Genomic DNA, 19,963 nt, shown 5'->3' with positions numbered 1-19,963 from the left:
CTCGGTCGGCGCAGCATGGCGTCGATGCGCGCCATCAGCTCACGAGGGCGAAATGGTTTCGTGAGGTAGTCATCGGCCCCCACCGACAGGCCAACGACTGTGTCGACTTCGTCCGCGCGGGCCGTGACCATCACGATGTAGGCGTTGGTGAAGGTGCGCAACTGTCGACAGACCTCGACGCCATCGAGTGACGGCAAGCCCAGGTCGAGGATGACTACTGCCGGACTCGCCGTGCGTGCGGCGGCGACTCCCTCCTGGCCGTCGGGCGCAACGGTGACCGTGAATCCGCTGCGCTGCAGGTAGTCAGCAACGACTTCGGCAATGTCGGGCTCATCTTCGATCACCAGGGCGTGCAGACCGTGCGGTGGTCGGACCACCGGCATATGGAGGTCGTCGACGACGTTGCGATCTTGGGGCACGCTCCTATGGTGGCGGTGGTCTACACGATCATCCAACCTCGTGGGCATTCTTGAGCAGATCTTGATCCACGCTGCCGATCAGCCTTGAGGTTCGGTGGGCAAGGTGGCGGTGTCGCCGGGTGGAACGTTACGACACAGTTCCCTCTCACACTGATGATCTGATTTCTGCCCGGCGGCGTCCTGTTCAACAACGCAGAGGATGCCCGTGTGACTGTCTCCTACAGCCTCACCACCAGTGATCCATTCGCCAGTACCTTCCCCGCCGAAGCCGCGTCGCCCCGTGCTGGGCTGAGTCGTCAGCTGGTGGGCGGCACCCCGGTGTTGCGCATCGAGGAACCCTTCGCCGAGCACGGGCGCGGCTTCTGGGCCAAGCTGGAAGGCTTCAACCCCGGTGGTATGAAAGACCGGCCTGCGCTGCACATGGTGGAACGCGCCCGCGCCCGTGAAGAGCTGGCCCCGGGGGCGCGGATCATCGAATCAACTAGTGGGACACTGGGATTAGGCCTGGCTTTAGCGGGCATCGTGTTCGGGCATCCGGTGACCTTGGTGACCGATCCAGGACTGGAACCGATCTTGCGGCAGATGCTCGCCGCATACGGCGCCCAGGTCGATGTCGTCAGCGATCCCCATCCGGTCGGGGGTTGGCAACAAGCCCGCCGCGACCGCGTGCGCACCCTGCTCGAGCGCGACGAGGCTGCGTGGTGTCCCGACCAGTATTCCAACCCCGACAACGTGACCGGTTACAGCTCGTTGGGTGTGGAGTTGATCGCGCAGCTGCGACATATCGATGTGCTGGTGTGCTCGGTGGGCACCGGTGGGCACTCAGCCGGTGTGGCTCATACTCTGCGGCAGTTCAACCCTGAGCTGGAGGTTGTGGGCGTAGACACCATTGGCTCGACGATTTTCGGCCAGCCGGCACAGTCACGGATTATGCGGGGACTCGGCTCGAGTATCTACCCCCGCAACGTTGCCTATGACCAGTTCAGTGAGGTGCACTGGGTGGCGCCGGCCGAGGCAGTCTGGGCATGTCGCACCCTGGCCGCCACGCATTACGCCACCGGCGGCTGGAGCGTGGGCGCGGTGGCCCTGGTCTCGGGCTGGCTGGCGCGTACTCGTTCGGCCGATACGCGCATCGCGGCGGTGTTCCCCGATGGCCCCGCTCGCTACTACGGAACCATTTACAACGATGAGTACTGCCGCGCTCACGACCTGATCGGCGCCCCGGCGCCGCCCACTGAACCCCGCACCATCAGCGATCCGCTCACTCAGGTCGCGAGCAGCTGGACGCGGTGCCCTACCATCATCGACCCCACTTGCGTGCCGCACGCCGAGCCCACGAGCTGATCTATGCGACGCCTCTACCGCAGTTTCCGCAGCTTCGATCGCCCCAGCCAAGTGCTGATGGTCAATCAGTTCACCATCAATCTCGGCTTCTACATGCTCATGCCCTACCTCGCCGCCTACCTCGCCGGCCCGCTGGCCCTGGCCGCATGGGCAGTGGGCCTGGTCCTGGGGATACGCAACTTCTCCCAACAGGGCATGTTCCTGATCGGGGGAACACTCGCTGACCGCTGGGGTTACAAACCGCTCATCATCGCCGGATGCCTGATGAGGGTCATCGGATTCGTCCTACTGGCCCTGGTCAGTTCGCTGCCGGCGATCCTGATCGCCTTGGCGGCAACGGGATTCGCCGGGGCGCTGTTCAACCCCGCCGTACGGGCCTACCTGGCCGCCGACGCCGGTGAGCGCCGCATCGAAGCATTCGCCGTGTTCAACGTGTTCTACCAGGCCGGGATCCTGCTCGGGCCGCTGGTCGGACTAGCCCTGACCGCCCTGGACTTCCGGCTCACCTCTCTCTGTGCGGCAGCAGTTTTCGCGGTCCTGACCCTCGTGCAGATCAAAGCGCTACCCGCAACAACACCTGCCCCGAGCAGCACCTCAATCATTCAGGACTGGCGCAGCGTCGTCCGTAACCGGCGATTCCTGCTCTTCGCTGCGGCGATGGCCAGCTCTTACGTGCTGTCCTTCCAGGTCTACCTCGCCCTGCCCCTACATGCCGACCGCATAGCAGACAACCCCACCCTCGCCACCAGTGTTGTCACCGCAATGTTCGTGGTGACCGGTCTGGTGGCCATCGCCGGCCAGCTACGCATCACCACATGGTTCGGCAACCGCTGGGGCAGCACCGGCAGCCTGAGCGTGGGAATGACGCTGATGGCTGCAGCTTTCCTGCCCCTAGTCGCCAGCACCGCAACGCATCAGCGCAACATCGCCCTCAACATCGCCGCCCTGCTACTCACCGCAGCTCTGCTCGCCGCCGCCACCGCAGCAGTGTTCCCATTCGAAATGGACACGGTGGTGGGACTGGCCCGCGGCACGCTTGTCGCCACCCACTACGGGCTCTACAACACCATCGTCGGGATCGGGATTCTGCTCGGCAACGCCGCGACCGGGTGGCTGTTCAGCGCGGCCACCACCCGCGACATGCCCGAACTGGTGTGGATCGCTCTAGTCCTCACCGGCATGGCGGCGGCGTCTGCCCTGTTGCTGTTGCACCGCCGCGGATGGCTCAGTGTCGCCGCCCCCACCGAAGCTCAGCCCACCACAACCCATTGATTACCCTAGGGGGGTAAGGTATAACGGTGGTGTGGCGAGACGCCACAGCGACAGACCCCCTGAGGGTCGTTGGCACCACTGCTGTACCGAAAGGGCACATCTCATGAGCACATCGACAGTGATCGTCTCCGGAATGACGTGTGGGCACTGCGCGGCGTCGGTGCGTGAAGAAGTCGGCGCGCTGGCCGGCGTAACTGACGTCGACGTCGACGTGGCCAGCGGGCGAGTCACCATCTCTAGCTCGGCCCCGATCGAGGCCGACGCGATCCGCGGCGCGATCGAAGAGGCCGGCTACCACCTGGCGCAGTAGCCGACGAGGGGCTGAAGTGTCTGCCCCACTGGCGACTTCAGCCTCTCCCGGGCGGCGTGGGTGTCGCCACCACCGATGACAGGAATCCAGCGATGAATGTTCCAACCAAGCTCGGCGTCTTCGCCGCGGCCCTGCTGATAGTTTTCGCTGCGGCGTACGCCATCGCCGCTGGTGTCGCTCCCGACAGGGCGTCGACCTCCCCGGCTGAGTCCGCCCATGCCGATCACAATGCTGCACCACAGTCGCGAACATCCGCCTCGTCTCCGGGGGCCGATCAGGTTCGCGGAGTTTCGATGGCAGCAGCCGGCTTCATCCTGGGGAATGTGGTGGCACCCCATGCGTCCGGGGTGCAGGCTCCATTGAGCTTTGAGATCCTCGATGCCGCCGGGACCGCGGTCACCGACTTCGCCACCGAGCACGACAAGCAGCTGCACCTGATCGTCGTCCGCGCGGATGGCACCCACTTCCGACACGTGCACCCCACCCTCTCGCCCGAAGGGCGCTGGACGCTGCCCTGGCAGTGGGCGACGGGAGGCAGCTACCGGATCTACGCCGACTTCGTGCCCGCCGCCACCGGCCAACCCCTCACCCTCACCAGCACCGTCGAAGTCAGCGGTGACTACCAGCCGGCCCCACCCACCGCCGAATCACGACAGTCATCCGTCGACGGGTTCGACATCGAGCTGGCCGGTCATCTGCGCGCGGGCGCCGAGTCCGAACTGACCGTCACCGTGCGCCGAGCAGGACAACCGGTTACCACCCTGCAGCCGTATCTGGGCGCTTTCGGTCACTTGGTGGCCCTGCGTCAAGGCGACCTGGCCTACCTGCATGTTCACCCTGAGGGCGTGGCACCGACCGCCGGTCAACTAGCGGGACCACAGGTCCGCTTCGCCACCACCGCCCCCACCCCGGGCCGCTATCTGCTCTACCTCGACTTCCAGGTCGACGGCGCTGTGCACACCGCCACCTTCGTTCTCGATGCCCCCACCGGCACCCCTGCCCCGACACCTGACTCCACGGCCCCCTCGGCCGATCCGCACGCCGGACACTAACTCGCTGACCAGCGCCACCCCGGGGCATTGCGCCGAGGCATTCACCCACGAGGAACTCCCCCATGACCACCTCAGCTCCGATCCACCCACCTGCGGCCACCGCCGAGCAGACAGGCGCCGTCGATGTCGAACTCGCCGTGTCGGGCATGACGTGTGCATCGTGCGCGGCACGCATCGAACGCACACTGAACAAACTCGACGGAGTGAGCGCCTCGGTGAACTACGCCACCGAAAAAGCTCACGTCAGCGCACCCGCCGGTGTCGACCCACACCTGCTGATCGAGACCATCGAACAGGCCGGATACCACGCTGCGCTGCCCGCCACTCCCACCAAAGGTGCCGCCCCCGACGATGACCCTTCGGACGACGACGGGGAGCTCGTGGCCTTGCGTCACCGACTGATCGGTGCGGTGGTTCTCTCGGTACCGGTGATCGCGCTGGCAATGGTCCCGGCGTTGCAGTTCACCTACTGGCAGTGGGCGTCGTTGACGTTGGCCGCGCCAGTGATCGTGTGGGCGGCATGGCCGTTTCATCGCGCCGCGTTGCTCAACCTGCGCCACGGTGCGGCCACCATGGACACCCTCATCTCGGTCGGCACCACCGCGGCGCTGTTGTGGTCGTTGTATGCGTTGTTCTTCGGCACCGCCGGACAACCAGGCATGACCCACGGATTCACCCTGACGGTCAGCGCTTCTGACGGTGCAGGCAACATCTACCTTGAGGTAGCCGCGGGGGTCACGATGTTCGTCCTGGCCGGCCGATACTTCGAGAAGCGGTCCAAACGGCGCGCCGGTGCGGCGTTGCGGGCCTTGTTGGAGCTGGGCGCCAAAGACGTCACAGTGATCAGGGACGGCCACCAGCATCGGATCCCGATCGGCGAGCTCGCCATTGACGACGAGTTCAATGTGCGCCCCGGCGAGAAGATCGCCAGCGACGGTGTGGTGGTGTCCGGCACCTCGGCAGTCGATGCCAGCATGGTCACCGGCGAGTCGATGCCAGTCCAGGTCGCCCCCGCCGACACCGTGACCGGCGGAACGGTCAACGCCGGCGGGCACCTGCGGGTGCGGGCGACCCGCGTGGGAGCGGACACCCAACTCGCGCAAATGGCCGCGATGGTCGAACGCGCCCAGACCGGCAAAGCCCACGCCCAGCGACTGGCCGACCGGATCTCAAGTGTCTTCGTGCCGGTGGTCATCGCCGTCGCCATCGCTGTCCTCGGCGCGTGGATCGGCGCCGGCTATCCCCTGCAAGCGGCGTTCACCGCCGCGGTCGCTGTGCTGATCATCGCCTGCCCCTGCGCTCTGGGACTGGCCACCCCGACCGCACTTCTGGTCGGTACCGGCCGCGGAGCCCAACTCGGCATCGTGATCAAAGGCCCCGAAGTCCTGGAATCCACCCGAACCGTCGACACCGTTGTCCTCGACAAAACCGGCACGGTCACCACGGGACAGATGACACTCGTCCAGGTCACCACTGCTCCCTCCACCACTCGCGAAGACGTGCTCGCCCTCGCGGGGGCGGTGGAGAATGCCTCCGAGCACCCCGTCGCGGCCGCCATCGCTGCTGGTGCAGCCGCCGAAGTCGGGCCGCTCGACGAGGTCGACGACTTCCGCAACTTCGAAGGTCGAGGCGTGCGCGGTCTGGTCCAGGGACGTGTGGTCACCGTCGGGCGTCCGACGCTGCTGGCCGAACACGGCATCGCCGTGGATGACCCTCACCTCAACGAGGCGCAGACCGCCGCCGAAGAAGCCGGACAGACCGCCGTACTCGTCGCCTGGGACGGCCGCGCCCATGCGGTCCTGGCGGTCGCCGATGCGATCAAACCCACCAGCGCACACGCCATCGCCCGGCTCGCCGCACTGGGTATGACGCCCATCCTGTTGACCGGCGACAACCAGACCGTCGCCGATGCCGTGGCCGCTGAGGTCGGTATCGACACCGTCATCGCTAACGTCTTGCCGGCCGACAAAGCCGCCGTCATCACCGACCGGCAATCCGACGGCAAGGTTGTGGCCATGATCGGCGACGGCGTCAACGACGCCGCTGCCCTGGCCCACGCCGATCTCGGGCTGGCGATGGGCACCGGCACCGACGCCGCCATGCATGCCGCTGACATCACCCTGGTCCGCGGCGACCTCAACGCTGCCGCCGACGCGATCGCCTTGGCACGCACCACTCTGAAAACGATCAAAATGAACCTGTTCTGGGCATTCGCCTACAACGTCGCCGCGATACCGCTGGCCGCGCTGGGACTGCTCAACCCCATGCTGGCTGGGGCCGCCATGGCGTTGTCCAGCGTGTTCGTCGTCAGCAACAGCCTGCGGCTGCGCGCCTTCACCAGCCCGCCCCACTCATCGTCCACAGTTCCACCCACCAACCCCTCGACGTATACCCCCCAGGGGTATAAGGTAGCGGCATGAACGAGCACTCTTCCCCTGAGCACGTCGGTCACGACGCCGCCGATGAACGCCACCACGGCCAACTCGCCGCAGCGTCACACAACCACCACGATCACCATGCTGAGCGCGCCCGCGCAGACCATGATCACGCTGGGCATGGGGGGCATGGTGATCACGTCGGGCAGTTCCGGCGGCTGTTCTGGATCATGCTGGCCCTGGCTGTGCCGGTCGTGGCCTTTTCGCCCATGTTCGCGATGCTCATCGGCTATGACCTACCCGATGGTGAAGTGTTGAAGTGGGTCTCACCGGTGCTGGGTACGGTGATGTACTGCTGGGGTGGGCGGCCGTTCCTGGTAGGCGCCTATTCAGAACTGCGGTCGCGTGCACCGGGAATGATGCTGTTGATCGCCTTGGCGATCACGGTGGCCTTCGTGGCGTCCTGGGGTGCGAGCATCGGTGTGTTGCACCACGAACTGGACTTCTGGTGGGAACTGGCGCTGCTCATCGTGATCATGCTGTTGGGGCATTGGATCGAGATGCGGTCGCTGGCCCAGACGACCTCGGCCCTGGACTCGCTGGCCGCGCTGCTGCCCGATGAGGCCGAACGCGTCGATGGCGACCAGATCACCACGGTTGCTCCCAGTGAGCTGCAGGTCGGAGATGTGGTGATCGTGCGCCCGGGGGCCAGCGTGCCGGCCGACGGTCGCGTCGTAGACGGCTCGGCCGAGCTCGATGAATCCATGGTCACCGGAGAATCGCGCACGGTGCGCCGCGGCATCGGCGATCAGGTGGTGGCCGGCACGGTGGCCACCGACTCGGGGCTGCGGGTCCAGATCACCGCCACCGGCGATGACACGGCGCTGGCCGGGATTCAGCGCCTGGTGGCAGACGCGCAGAACTCCACCTCCCGCGCCCAGCGGCTGGCCGATTCCGCTGCAGCGCTGCTGTTCTGGTTCGCGCTCGGCTCAGCGATCATCACCGCCATCGTGTGGACGGTCATCGGCCAACCCGACCAGGCGGTGATTCGAACCATCACCGTGCTGGTCATCGCCTGCCCGCACGCACTCGGCTTGGCTATCCCCCTGGTGGTGGCCATTGCCACCGAACGCGCCGCCCGCGGCGGCGTGCTGGTTAAAGACCGGTTGGCACTTGAGGCCATGCGCACTGTGGATGCGGTGCTGTTCGACAAGACCGGAACCCTGACCAAGGGTGAGCCCACGGTCATCGAGATCGCGGCCGCCGACGGCGTCGATGAGGACACCGTGCTCGCCCTGGCCGCCAGCGCCGAAGCCGACAGTGAGCACCCGTTGGCGCGAGCGATTGTCGCAGCTGCCGGAGACCGCGCGCGGCCGGTGCCGGCGGCCACCGACTTCACCTCGTCACCGGCGGTCGGTGTGACCGCTCGCGTCGAGGGCGCCACAGTGCGGGTGGGCGGGCCCCGCATGCTCGAGGAACAGGGCCATCAGGAACTGGCCATCGCTGATCGCTGGCGCGCCGACGGCGCAATCATCCTGCATGTCACCCGCGACACTGAGCTGATTGGAGCTCTCAAACTTGCTGATGAGGTGCGCGGGGAATCCCGCCAAGCCGTCGAGGTGCTGCACGCCCGCGGGGTCGAGGTTGTGATGATTACCGGCGACGCCGAAGCAGTGGCGCACACCGTCGCTCACGACCTCGGTATCGATCGGGTGTTCGCCGGTGTACGGCCGGAAGACAAAGCCAGCAAGGTGGCCGAACTGCAGCACGAAGGCCGCAAGGTGGCGATGGTGGGCGACGGCGTCAACGACGCCCCCGCCCTGGCCCAGGCCGATGTGGGCATCGCGATCGGGGCCGGCACCGACGTCGCGATCGCCTCGGCCGGGGTCATCCTCGCCAGCGACGACCCCCGCTCGGTGCTGTCGGTCATCGAGCTGTCGGACGCCAGCTACCGAAAAATGAAGCAGAACCTGTGGTGGGCAGCGGGATACAACCTGATCTCTGTACCGCTGGCCGCCGGAATTCTCGCGCCCATCGGGTTCGTCCTGCCGATGTCGGTCGGAGCGATTCTGATGTCAGCCTCGACGGTCGTGGTCGCACTCAACGCGCAACTGTTACGCCGACTCGACCTGCAGCCAGGCGCGAGTACAGTGCGTGGACTGCAGCACAACCGACCGAGATCCATTGAGAAGGTGAGTCCATGACCGCTGCGTCCGCACCGGGACAATCCTCCACCCCGGAAGAATCCTCTGCCTCGGAACACTCTTCCCACGGTTACATCAGCGATAAGGGCAAATACCTGGCCCGCCTCAAGCGCATCGAGGGGCAATCCCGAGGTATCTATCGGATGGTCGACGAGGAGCAGTACTGCATCGACATCCTGACCCAACCCAGATTTCGGCGCTGACCAAGGCGCTGGAGGGGGTCGCGCTGGGTTTGCTCGACGACCATCTCACCCACTGTGTGCTCGATGCCGCCCACGCCGGCGGGGACGAGGCGCAGGAGAAGATCGCTGAAGCCTCGGCGGCCATCGCTCGCCTCGTTCGTTCCTGAGCCACCCACCACGCCGGGTTCGTCACAGGCGTGGTTCGCCGACCCACTGCGGCACCACCGGCCCCGGCGCGCGGGCGTCTGCATCAGCGGCCATCGCCAGAACCACCCCGCGATCGGCCAGCCACTGTGCCGGATCGACGTTGACTCCCGTCGGGTCGAGAACCTCGAAATGCAGATGCGGGCCGGTCGAGACCCCACGGTTGCCCACTGTGGCGATCGATTGGCCCATCCGTACTCGCGCGCCCTGCTCGAGCAGATTCTCGTCGTTGTGGCCGTAGGTGGTGATCGTGCCGTCATCGTGCCGGATCCGCATCCACAACCCGAACCCCTCGGCAGGTCCGGAGGTGATGACCTCCCCGTCAGCTACCGCGACAATGGGCGCGCCCAGATCATTGCCGATATCAATGCCCTGATGGCCCCGTCCGTCACCGAAGGTGGACGTGATCTCGCCCGCAGTCGGCGCCACCGCACCGCCACTACCGGGCAGCAGCGGTGTCGGCGTTCCGGGTTCCTGCGGCTGGGGGCCATGCGGCTCGTTCGGATCGTGCGGCACGATTGCGGCGATCAGGGTGGCTACCAGCCGAGCCAGCGGTAACGCGTCGATGATCCGGAACCCGTCTATCGGATCAATGAGCGAAAACGTGCCGAAGCACTGCAGTGCGGCTGCACTGCCCGCATCGCCGACGCTGCCCGACTGGGCCTGAGCGCCCAGGCAGGACGCCGTCTGCGTGATCGGCTTCCCCAAATTCGCCGCCGCGGCACCACCCAAAGCGGCCTTCACCGAGTCCTGCACGATCGCGATCAGCTCCCCGGCCACATGTCCATCGGTCGAGGCCGCCGCCGGTGCGGTGGCAATCACAGGCGCAACGCCCACGCACACCGCCGCTGCCACCCCCAGCGCTTTGGGGCCCCACTGCTGCCCCGCCTTGACCCGTAGCGATGTCAACACCATCTGCATGCGGTCGGACCTTTCCCGCGGACGTCGTAGACCCACGCACGAGTGCCATGCGTGTACCCGCGAGATCACACCACAAGTCACTTGTGCCCCACCAGTCACACGCGGCTCCACTACGAAGCGAACTAATCAGGCATTAGCGGCTTTGTTTGCGCAGTTCACCGCCCGTTTTGTGGGTGCCGGGCAGGCGACTAACTACTATCGGTGTTAGTAGAATTGTTATCGAAGCGCCGCCGGGCGGTGGCGAAGTACCACTCTTGAGGAGGAGATCGATGAGAGTCACACGAACGGGTGTCGTCGTTGCTGCCGCGGCGGCTGTTCTGACAGTGGTGGCCGCGTGTTCGGACACCTCGACTGAGGATCATTCCTCGATGTCGGGGATGGGTACCAGCACGGTCAGTACCGAATCGTCAGCGGCGGCCTCTGCCGAACACAACAGCGCGGACATCTCGTTCGCCCAGCAGATGATCCCGCACCACACCCAGGCGATCATGATGAGCGACATCCTGTTGGAGAAGGACAACATCAACCCCCAGGTCGTCAGTCTGGCCCAGCAGATCAAAGACGCTCAGCAGCCTGAGATCGAGCAGATGCAGTCGTGGCTGGAGCAATGGGGAGCCCCACTCGAGGGCCAGGGACACAACATGGACATGGGTACGTCGATGGCGCCGGGTTCCTCCCCGATGCCGTCGATGATGGGCATGATGTCGCCAGAACAGATGCAGCAGCTACGCGACGCGCAAGGAGCCGAGGCGTCGCGCCTGTTCCTGACGCAGATGATCGAACACCATCGCGGCGCCATCGCCATGGCCAAGACCGAGATTCAAGACGGCCAATCGCCCGAGGCGATCGCTCTGGCACGTCAGATCGTCACTGATCAGGAGAGCGAAATTGCGAGGATGCAGCAGCTTCTCAACAACCCCTAGCGGTCGGACCTGCCCGGGTCGGTCTCGGCTACACACACATCGCGATCACCATCGCCGAGACGACACCGGACACCGCTAGCGTGGTCGGCACCGCCACCACACCAGCCACCGCCGCGGCAGCACCCACATGATGACGTCGCGACCGGCACCGGTGACCGGAGTCCAAGCGGCTCAACCGAGGCCCCACCGACGACGAATCGCTGATCGACAACACACCCACCGGGCCCGCTACAGGTCCCGAACGGGCCAACGTTCCCAACGCCGAGCATACCGCCCGCGCACCCACCAGCTGGGCCGCGCGGGCATCGGCGGCTTGCTCGACCAAGCCGGCGACCTCACGGCCCGCGCGGCTGAACAACGGAATCAGCGGGAACGCACGCCCGAGAGCGCGGGCCGCCAACACCACGGTGTGATGACGTTGCCGCCGGTGTGCGCGCTCATGAGCAACGACGGCATCGAGTTCCTCACCGGACAACGCCGCCTGCAACCCGGTCGTGGCGGCAATGCCGGCATCCTTGCCCGGCAGACAAAACGCCATCGGCCGCCCGTCGGCGAGCCACCACACATCGGGATAGCGCTCACTGCGGGCGCCCACCAACCGCAACGACTGAAGATACTCCTCACGAGCACCACGCATCCGCACCGCCGATCGCACCGCGATCGTCACCGCTCGGACAATCGCTGCCACGGTCACCACCGCCAGCACGCCACCAGAGATCGCTTCCACCCGCGGGGATGCGCCGTGTGACAACACCCGCAGACACGACACCACCTCAGACAACGAATGGATGCCGAAATGACCGGGAACCGCCAGCGTCACAACAGCTCCCACCCACAACAACGCAAACACGACCTGCGCGGCCGGCCAGGCCACCAACACCCAACGAGCATCGATACGGCCCTGCACCCGGACCATCCATCGAGGCCACAGCCAGCCCAGCACACCTGCGGCAACAACTAACACCACCGCTGCACTCATGGATGCTCACCCATCGTTCGCCTCGATCCTCGACGCCCGCCGTCGTGCTCGCTGAGACCCACGCTCAATACACCTTCCCGGCGGTCCGCCACCTGCACCACCAGCCAGTATGCCCCAGGGGCTCGGCCGTGACGCCGCAACTCCAGCACCCACCGCGCCGCCAATTACTAGGCTTTATAGTAGTTAGATGACGCGGGTTGACCCAGCCTGCGCGTACTAGTTCGAGGGATGCGCTGTGACCGAGAACCCGAGGGGGACGCACTCGCCCCCGGACGACCACCGTCGTCAGTATCTGCATGCCATGCGCGACGTCTACCGGGCACCCACGCCATACTCGGCCCACCAGTTCTTCCACCGCGCCCATCACCTCAGCGTCACCTCGAACCGACGCCGCCACCTCGCCGCACACATCGGTCTCGTCCGCCACCTCGCTGCGATCGGCGACCTCGCCGGGGCGCGTCACCACCTCGGTACCGTCCTTGCCTCCCTCGTCCTCCAAAGACATTGCGGCCAACAACCTTCGCAGGCTTCCATCCCCATCCAGAAGTCGTGACCACGACCACGACGCCCCAGAGGGCCAGGGTGGCTCTCTACCGACCCTCTATCCCGGTCTCGCCGCCACACCGAGCACACCATCCAGCGCCGCCACCACCGAACACGGCCCTATCCACACGAAAGTCCTAGCCGCTTGCCTGCCTCGAGCCTGTCCATCCGCACTGTTGCGGTCGTAGTCATCGCCACGCTGACTGTGCTGACCGGTTGTGCCACCCAGGAACAACCCACATCTCTACCACCGCCGGCAATCTCAGCAGAGACAGCCACAACACTGACCCCAGAACTCGACCACCTCCACGCCCTGCACATCCGCGCCGGCGGCACCATCCTGGCCGGAACTCACACCGGCGTAGTCGCTCTCACCGCTGACGGAACCACCAGCCGGGTCGGCGCCTCCGACGACGACTTCATGGGACTGACCGGGGTACCCGGCTCTGACCGGCTCTTCGCCTCCGGCCATCCCAGCCCGCGGAGCTCGGCACCCAACCCGCTGGGACTCGTCGCCAGCGAAGATGGCGGGCAGACATGGACACCGAGATCGGTGGCCGGCCAAATCGACTTCCACGCGCTCGCCACCAACGGACAACTACTCGTAGGCTTCGACGGAATCAACCGCCTGCTCGTATCGACCGACGACGGGACAAGCTGGACCACCGGCGCGTCCCTGGCCGCAGCAGCACTCACGATCACCGACCACGGCGTCTGGGCGACCACCCCCGCAGGGCTGCAACACAGCACCGACGACGCCCAGACCTTCACAATCGTCCCCGATGCGCCGGCCCTAGCCCTCCTGGCGGCCGCACCCGATGGCACGCTCTGGGGCATTGACACCGCCAACACCGTCTGGCGCAGCCCAGACGGCACACACTGGGAACAACGCAGCACCATCAGCAGGCCACGTTGCGACCTTCAGCAGACGAACCAATGAACAGCCTTGGAAGAGTCACAACGAACTAGGGTACCGGCCTGACCGACGGAGGCGACTCGCTTTGGCTACTTCTTTGGCCGCTTTGGCTGCGCGACCCCTCCACCACCCGACGGCGGCTTCACAGGTCGCTGGGCTGAGGGACCTTGTGGACGCGGCACTCGGCCGCCTTTCCGTTCGAAGTCTCCCTCGCCAGGCTTCCTCGATGCACCTGAGGCTCGTGCGATCGGGCGATAGCCACCGCCGGTCAAGGATTCGGGCTCGCGGGACTGATCGTTCACTTCGACGCGTTCTTCCTGGTAGAGGACTTCGTTGCGACCCCTGCGCTGCCAGGCGGTGGCTTACGGCTTGTCGCTGTCTTGGTGCTGAACTCCCCGCCCGGGCGGTAACCGCCAGAGCGCGGCGCGATCCAACCGTTGCGGCGTCGCGAGTTCTGTTCCGTCGTCATCGTTGCCTCCTTCTCTCTAGTATCCGCGACACCCGCGTTCTGTGCACGAAGATAGCAACGCCAACGCTGGCAGCGATGATCCACCAATCCCTCCAGCTGGATCGCTCCGCACCCTCTTCGTCGGCGTCCGTGTCTTCCCCCTCAGCCGGCGGCGTAACATGCAGAAGCTTCGCATCGCTGCATGGAATCCAGATGCCTGTCGGTCCGGGAAGCTCGCGCACAAACACCCCGTCGTTATCGAGCTGCCATGCACGATCAACGTAGAGGTCTCGCGGCTCTGGATAGCTCGTGAAATACGACCCTCTGTCGGCTTGCCCGCCCAGCCAGGTGTCGTCGGGCAGGAGCACTCGGACAAAGCTGCCAACAGGAATATCCTGCGTTGCGAAGTCCCACGCAGTTGGGATTGGCGAATAGTCAGTGTCGCGACTAAATAGCGCTCGGCCCCAAGACAGTTCGTTATCGTCGGGTTCGGCCGTCGTGCGAACAGTTTCCCAAAACGTCATCGAGTCGGCGCTGCTGAAGTACCGCTTACGCGTCAAGTAGGCAGCAGATACATGCCCGGCCACGGCTGGGATGAAGAACACCAGACCTCCGACAATCAGGCCGACAGCCCACACATCGTCGTACCGCTGCTGAGGGTCTGATTCCAGGAAGCGATCGGCCAGAAAGTCACCTAGCGCGATCGCATAGACGACCAGGAAGATGACGGAGGTCACCAGCGCTCGGAGTAGTCGGATCGAGAGGTCTTGGTCTTCCAGGGAAGGTCCCACGCGGTGTCTCTTGACACCTTGATAGACGAACCCGGGGATGAGCACGATGATCAGGGTCAGTGCTTGCTGCCATCCGCTCACCATGTTGTGCGCTCCGAGAGTAGTAGTTGAGGATGTGGGACGCTCCGGGAAACCGTGTCACGGAAGGAGGCTTGTGGACAATCCCCCGCCCACTACGCCTTCGAGAGGGCTCAGGGTTGGCAAGGACAGCTCTCGGCGGAAGCCTAGACCAGGCGAGACAGGCTGTGCCGCAACATCCTCGCGAGCATGAGTCCTCACTCAACCAGCCGTGCGGGTGCCTACGATTGGGTTCGCGGTCGGGCCCGCGCACCCGCACGGCACGTAGCCGCGCAGCAACGCAAACCGTCGCTGCACCTGGCCATTGAAAGACAGGGGCCGGGTTCACGAACCCGACCCCATCTGGTCTAACCGCGAATCACAACCTCAATGGCTCCGACATCTACTCCGTAGGTTTCCGCGAGCCCGGCCTTTGCCTCCTGGATGGTGAGTCCACGTGGCGCGGGTGCCTCCGACGAGAGAACTGTCTTGGTTTGCGGTCCCGGCAGCCACTCCAGCCCATCGAGATCGATCCCGAGATCATCGAGGTCCATATAGCGGACAGGGTTGCGGTGCCCACCCCAGACCTCGGGTTCGCTGATCGCAGCGTACTCGCCGAATTCGATCCGCCAGCGGTCGTCCGCTGGGGCGATTCGGGAGATCTTTCCTAGAAGAAAGGCGCTCCCGTGCGGTTCGGTCGCGTCTGCGTAGGCTTCCGGGTTGTAAGCGTTCTGGGTGCACACCACATAGGTGCACTTTCGTGCACGTGCAGGGTCGAGCTTCCACACTCCGGAACCGCCCTCTGCGAGAATCGAGTCGAGGCTCTTGGCGGTGAAGACGACGATGGCGTTCTCTGTGCTCGACATGCCCCCAATCAAAATACTTTGATCATACTTTGTCAATAGTTGCGGCCTACTTTGTGGCAGCGTTTCCCTCGCGAGGCAGCGCTCGGAGTGGACCCACCGGCGGCGCAGTAGCCTCTGGCACTCAGGTGTTGGGTGGAGTGAGTCGGTAGCTGGTTGTGTACGTTCCTGGACGGCCCTGTCCGCCAGGGAGTGTGGCCACTTCGGGGTCGTTGGCGGCCGCCAGGTTTAGCGCAAGGAGTTGGGCTAGGAGGTCCTCGTCGGGGTTGAATCCGTAGGCACGGACGACGGCGGCGTCGAGTTCCTCGTGCAGCGTGCGCAGGACCGAGCGCCCTGGGCGACGAAGTGAGTCGTATTGGTCGCCGAGTGTAATTCCCTCGGCGAGTCGGTCGGCGCGGTATCCGATGATCCGTCCCATGACGGTGGCCACCCGTGCGACGTCGATCTCGTTGGGGTGGGCGGGCCACGGGAAGGAATCCCAGACAGTAGTCGAGGTGTAGCGAGGTCGGGCTTCGAGTCGTGAACATCGTTCATCAAGCCAGGCCCGGTGTAGTCCGGACGAGATCACACCGAGTGAGTAGTCGTCGTCGAGAGCGATCACCGTCATGGAGTCATCGGGATAGATGGCGGGGTCAATGAAGTGGAACACCGAGAGACGCTTCTCGGACGCCACCCGCGAGGTACCGATGTAGCGGCTCAGCGAGGTGATGGCAGTCAGCATGTCTGCACGGCGGTAGGCGTGTTGCCACCATCGACTCAGGAAATTCTGCTTATGCCGGTTGAGTCTGGCCGAAGGATTGCGTTCAAGAATCGCGGCGTTGTGACGGGCCTCGCGTTCTGCCGCCTCAGTACGTTTCGGCAGTATCGTTTGCTCAAGTCTTTCGACTGCTTTTGGCGCCTGCCTGCGGACAATCAGCGCATCATCATGAGGCAAGTCAATCACGTAGTGGGTGGGCGTTACCGAGTGCAGCAGGGTATCGCCTCCGATGACCGGGTGGATGAATTGAGCTGAGCGGGGGTCCTTAGCGATCAGGGCGGCGTGCTCGGCGGCGTCGAGTCGGAATGCGTCGACCGCTCCGGTGGTCTGCCCTTGGAAGATGCGCTTGGGTTGTCTATTGCCTGCCAGGGCGAAGGCGCGCCGCACATCGGTGGTGGGTCGCAGTGTCGGAGCTATCGTGTCGACGGGCAGTCGCAGGTCTCCATTGTCGAGCCAGAGGGTCTTTTTCTCGGGTTCGTGGTCCTTTCCCTTGATCCAGTTGATGATCGATACATGCACGGCCGCGTCTCCCGACCACGGTTTTGACGAGACGGCGTCGAAGATTGTGCCGTCGTGTTCGGTGATGTAATCCAAAGATGCTCGGCGGGAGTGGTTGTCTCGGATAGCTTGTGTGGCCACGAAGCCGGCGCGGCCGCCATCGGGCAGCGCTCGGTGGGCGAGGGGAAACCAGTAGGTGACGAAGTCTGACACACCTGGTCCTGGGTACTTTTCGTCGAGGCGGGCGACGTAGTCGGCGCCGAGATCCCTCGTCATCTTGCGGCGTCCGTTGTAGGGCGGGTTGCCGATGATCACGTTGGCTTTCGGCCAGGGCGTGAACAGGGCGTCGCCCCAGGTGATCACCGCGTCGAGATTGTCGAGTGGTAGTGCGGAGTCGGCGCTTTCGTCGAGCTCGTCGGCGGAGAGTTTCTTGGCCATCATCATGGTTACTTTGGCGACTTCGACGGCAAACTGATTATTGTCGAGACCGAGGAAGTGGTCGGGGGTGACGTAGGTCAGGGCGTATTGAGCCTTGTCTTTGGTTTTACGGCGTTGATCGATCCGCGTGAGAACTTCGGCTTCTAACCGCCGCATTTCCCTGTAGGCGACGTAGAGGAAATTTCCCGAACCACATGCAGGGTCGAGGACCCGAAAGCGACCCATATCAAATCGGATCTGTTCGAGCTCGGCGATGGATCGTGCCGCGTCGATTCGTTCCATCCAGGGATCTACGATGCATGGCGTCACCACGTGGGCGATATCAGCCTGCGAGGTGAAGTGCGCCCCGTAGGCATGGCGCTCCCCTTTCTCCATCGATGTCTCGAACAAGGTGCCGAAGATCTCGGGGCGGACCTCGGCCCAGTTCGTGAGCGCAGCGGACCGCATGGCAGCGAGTTCGCTGTCGGTCATCTCGATCGGTGTGACGGTTTCAAAGAGTCCGCCGTTGAAATACGGTGTCCCGATGAACATTCCGCCACCGGTACGCCCTGGGCTGTTCATCTCACGAAAGAGTGATCCCAGCAGATCGTATGCGTCGCGGCCTGTTGCAGCGTCCTGCAAAGTACGGGTGAAGAACTTTTCGGGGAGCAACCCGATATCTTCGGAGAACATCGCGACCACCGATTGCAGCGCGAAATGTTGTGCGTCGGTGCGTGGAACTCCCCGGTCTTTCATCGATCGGAACACCCCCGACACTTTGGCTGCGGCCTCTCGAGTGACCTCGACGAGGTCATTGAGAAAGATCGGTTTCTCGGGTTCGGGCAGTAGAAATGCCAGCGCTTCGCGGCGTTGCGGGAGGTCATCGAGCCGGACAGCGTCGATAGGTGCTTCCATCTGCTGGTCGAAGTCGTAGACCCAGAACTCGTCGAAGTTGCATAGCACCACATAGCGGGGTCGGCTAGGCACAGCTTCCATCCAATACCGGAATGCCTGCCGGAAGTGTTGCGACAGGTCGGTGCCGGCCTTCTTCATCTCGATGATGCAGCGCGGTTTCCAGATCAGGTCGGCGAACGAGGTGCCGCGTTCACCGACCTTGCGGATGCGGCCCTCAAGGGTTGCCCCGGCCTCACGTACACCGCCGTGCCCGAACGCTTGAAATAGGCGATCAAGAAAGACCTGGGCTTCGCCCTTCTCGTCTCCGATCAGGTGGGCGTGACGGTAGGTTACGAACGCTGCGAGAGCTTCCCTGTGCGATAACACACTTTCAGACCTTAGAGTTCGGGCTCGATCGCCTTGCCGCTGCACCCCACCTTCCACACCGACTTGGTCGAACCGCCGGTATTCCTCGGTGAGCGGGTGGCGTCCAGGTGCCACGTATGGCGGACCAGATAGTCGACGTCGACGCCGTTGAGAGCTCGGATCGTCCAGCAACTGCCCGACCGCGAAACCGCCGACCTCGTCCTTCCATGTATCCGCGCCGATAATCATCAGTTACGTCGACCCGGCCTATGGATGAACCTTCAATCCCTCGCGGCCTCGACCAGGTCCAGGATCAGCTATCTGTCACTAGTCTCACCGACGTGCTATCCACCTGATTGCGCATCCGATGACAGCATCCGAACACGGCAGCAAGTGCTGCCTCACCGTATGGCGTCAGTTACGGGATTCAGCCCCAAGGACCGTAGTTCTCGGCACGTAGGCTTTCCAGTGATTGTTACACTAGGTCGACACCTCACGCGCGAGCGTTATCAGGTTCTTTTCGCCATAGAGCCAGACGTCTCCGCCCGGTATAGCGTCTCGGGTCAGTCCAGTTGCTGCGGCAACGATGTGCCTCGCGAGGCTAGTCGGAGTCCAAGACCGGTCAGACTCTTCGTCGTCTGCAAGCCAGCGGAGTGGCTTATCCCTGTGACGCGTCCATGTCGCGTGTCCTCGCTCTGGACGTTCCCCGATCCACTGCTCTACTTCAGCCACTAGATCCAGCGCAATGGCGCCGCGCAAATTCAAATCAACGGTTGCTCCCTCTGGGATAGCGTGGTGGTCGTACAGGAGATAAGTCGACCGGGAAGAACGCTGTCGTTGCGCAATACGGGTAGCCGCTGACTCAATGCTTGCGACTCCAGGCGTAAGAACTCGAGTAGACGGGTCGTCTGGCGGGTACTGCCGTCTAAACACGACGCACGGCGCCGAGGGTTGATCCCCTCTTGTGTCATAGAACAGATTCACGGTGTGCATCTCGATAGCCAACGTCGGTGCGATATCTGACAACCACGCAACGGTCGTTAACGTCTGAGCGGCATATTTCGCGGCGATAAGAACTACCCTCGGCAGTTTGAGTATCTCGTCGTTCCAGTCATCGGTGACGTGCTGTTGTAGACGCTGTAATGCCTCTTCGTTCGAGCACGACTCCCCGACCGTCGCCATGTACTCGGCGTGGGCCTCCGCCAATGCTTGCTTGTCGAAACCCGCT

The 19,963-nt window shown here is 64.3% G+C and carries 17 protein-coding genes and 1 pseudogene; 10 read left to right on the top strand and 8 right to left on the bottom strand.

What is annotated here, in order from left to right:
• A partial coding sequence (locus tag ABW18_RS21900; protein ID WP_049701057.1) for a response regulator transcription factor occupies positions 1-383 on the bottom strand: 383 nt, incomplete at its 3' end.
• Positions 384-626: 243 nt separating this feature from the next.
• On the opposite strand from ABW18_RS21900, the gene ABW18_RS21895 reads away from it, so the two are divergent.
• From ABW18_RS21895 to ABW18_RS21865, 7 genes and pseudogenes are all read left to right on the top strand, one after another.
• Complete coding sequence (locus ABW18_RS21895) at positions 627-1,763, top strand: PLP-dependent cysteine synthase family protein (protein WP_005180004.1); 1,137 nt, start codon at positions 627-629, stop codon at positions 1,761-1,763.
• A 3-nt stretch (positions 1,764-1,766) separates the two neighbouring features.
• Complete coding sequence (locus ABW18_RS21890) at positions 1,767-3,035, top strand: MFS transporter (protein ID WP_005180002.1); 1,269 nt, start codon at positions 1,767-1,769, stop codon at positions 3,033-3,035.
• Positions 3,036-3,138: 103 nt separating this feature from the next.
• Entirely contained in the window at positions 3,139-3,345 is a 207-nt protein-coding gene (locus ABW18_RS21885) for a heavy-metal-associated domain-containing protein (RefSeq protein ID WP_005195294.1), read from the top strand.
• Between the two features lie 92 nt (positions 3,346-3,437).
• A complete protein-coding gene (locus tag ABW18_RS21880) occupies positions 3,438-4,397 on the top strand; it encodes a hypothetical protein (protein WP_007239618.1) in 960 nt (319 codons plus the stop codon).
• Between the two features lie 62 nt (positions 4,398-4,459).
• Positions 4,460-6,817, top strand: a complete 2,358-nt coding sequence (locus tag ABW18_RS21875; RefSeq protein WP_005179994.1) for a heavy metal translocating P-type ATPase — start codon at positions 4,460-4,462, stop codon at positions 6,815-6,817.
• Positions 6,814-8,976, top strand: a complete 2,163-nt coding sequence (locus tag ABW18_RS21870) for a copper-translocating P-type ATPase (protein WP_007239617.1) — start codon at positions 6,814-6,816, stop codon at positions 8,974-8,976. Before ABW18_RS21875 ends, ABW18_RS21870 begins: the two co-directional genes overlap by 4 nt.
• A pseudogene (locus ABW18_RS21865) lies at positions 8,973-9,325 on the top strand (metal-sensitive transcriptional regulator). Before ABW18_RS21870 ends, ABW18_RS21865 begins: the two are co-directional and overlap by 4 nt.
• Positions 9,326-9,347: 22 nt before the next feature.
• On the opposite strand, the gene ABW18_RS21860 reads toward ABW18_RS21865, so the two are convergent.
• A complete protein-coding gene (locus ABW18_RS21860) occupies positions 9,348-10,283 on the bottom strand; it encodes a M23 family metallopeptidase (protein ID WP_005179985.1) in 936 nt (311 codons plus the stop codon).
• A 269-nt stretch (positions 10,284-10,552) separates the two neighbouring features.
• On the opposite strand from ABW18_RS21860, the gene ABW18_RS21855 reads away from it, so the two are divergent.
• A complete protein-coding gene (locus ABW18_RS21855; RefSeq protein WP_007239616.1) occupies positions 10,553-11,206 on the top strand; it encodes a DUF305 domain-containing protein in 654 nt (217 codons plus the stop codon).
• Positions 11,207-11,234: 28 nt separating this feature from the next.
• On the opposite strand, the gene ABW18_RS21850 is transcribed toward ABW18_RS21855, so the two are convergent.
• Positions 11,235-12,185 (bottom strand): M56 family metallopeptidase, encoded by a 951-nt coding sequence (locus tag ABW18_RS21850; protein WP_005179979.1) that lies wholly within the window; start codon positions 12,183-12,185, stop codon positions 11,235-11,237.
• Between the two features lie 235 nt (positions 12,186-12,420).
• Between ABW18_RS21850 and ABW18_RS21845 the strand changes: the two genes are divergently transcribed.
• Positions 12,421-12,738, top strand: coding sequence for a hypothetical protein (locus ABW18_RS21845; RefSeq protein ID WP_039994217.1), 318 nt, complete (start codon positions 12,421-12,423; stop codon positions 12,736-12,738).
• A 135-nt stretch (positions 12,739-12,873) separates the two neighbouring features.
• A complete protein-coding gene (locus ABW18_RS21840; RefSeq protein WP_005179971.1) occupies positions 12,874-13,668 on the top strand; it encodes a F510_1955 family glycosylhydrolase in 795 nt (264 codons plus the stop codon).
• 274 nt (positions 13,669-13,942) lie between these two features.
• Here ABW18_RS21840 and ABW18_RS22940 read toward each other — a convergent pair whose 3' ends face one another.
• The 5 genes from ABW18_RS22940 to ABW18_RS23300 form a co-directional block, all read right to left on the bottom strand.
• Positions 13,943-14,113, bottom strand: coding sequence for a hypothetical protein (locus ABW18_RS22940; RefSeq protein ID WP_157227924.1), 171 nt, complete (start codon positions 14,111-14,113; stop codon positions 13,943-13,945).
• A complete protein-coding gene (locus ABW18_RS21835) occupies positions 14,110-14,967 on the bottom strand; it encodes a DUF6338 family protein (protein ID WP_005179968.1) in 858 nt (285 codons plus the stop codon). The genes ABW18_RS22940 and ABW18_RS21835 overlap by 4 nt, the downstream gene beginning before the upstream one ends.
• Before the next feature lie 341 nt (positions 14,968-15,308).
• The gene (locus tag ABW18_RS21830) at positions 15,309-15,806 is read right to left on the bottom strand and encodes a hypothetical protein (protein ID WP_005179966.1); all 498 of its coding nucleotides are present in this window, start codon (positions 15,804-15,806) and stop codon (positions 15,309-15,311) included.
• A 121-nt stretch (positions 15,807-15,927) separates the two neighbouring features.
• Positions 15,928-18,813 (bottom strand): DNA methyltransferase, encoded by a 2,886-nt coding sequence (locus ABW18_RS21825; protein WP_235434492.1) that lies wholly within the window; start codon positions 18,811-18,813, stop codon positions 15,928-15,930.
• Positions 18,814-19,215: 402 nt separating this feature from the next.
• The coding region (locus ABW18_RS23300; RefSeq protein ID WP_049701055.1) for a hypothetical protein at positions 19,216-19,963 on the bottom strand (748 nt) is incomplete at its 5' end.

Source organism: Gordonia jacobaea (genome assembly GCF_001186365.1).
Lineage (GTDB): Bacteria > Actinomycetota > Actinomycetes > Mycobacteriales > Mycobacteriaceae > Gordonia > Gordonia jacobaea.
Note: the sequence above shows the minus strand (reverse complement) of the source record. Positions and strands in the feature narration are given on the sequence as shown.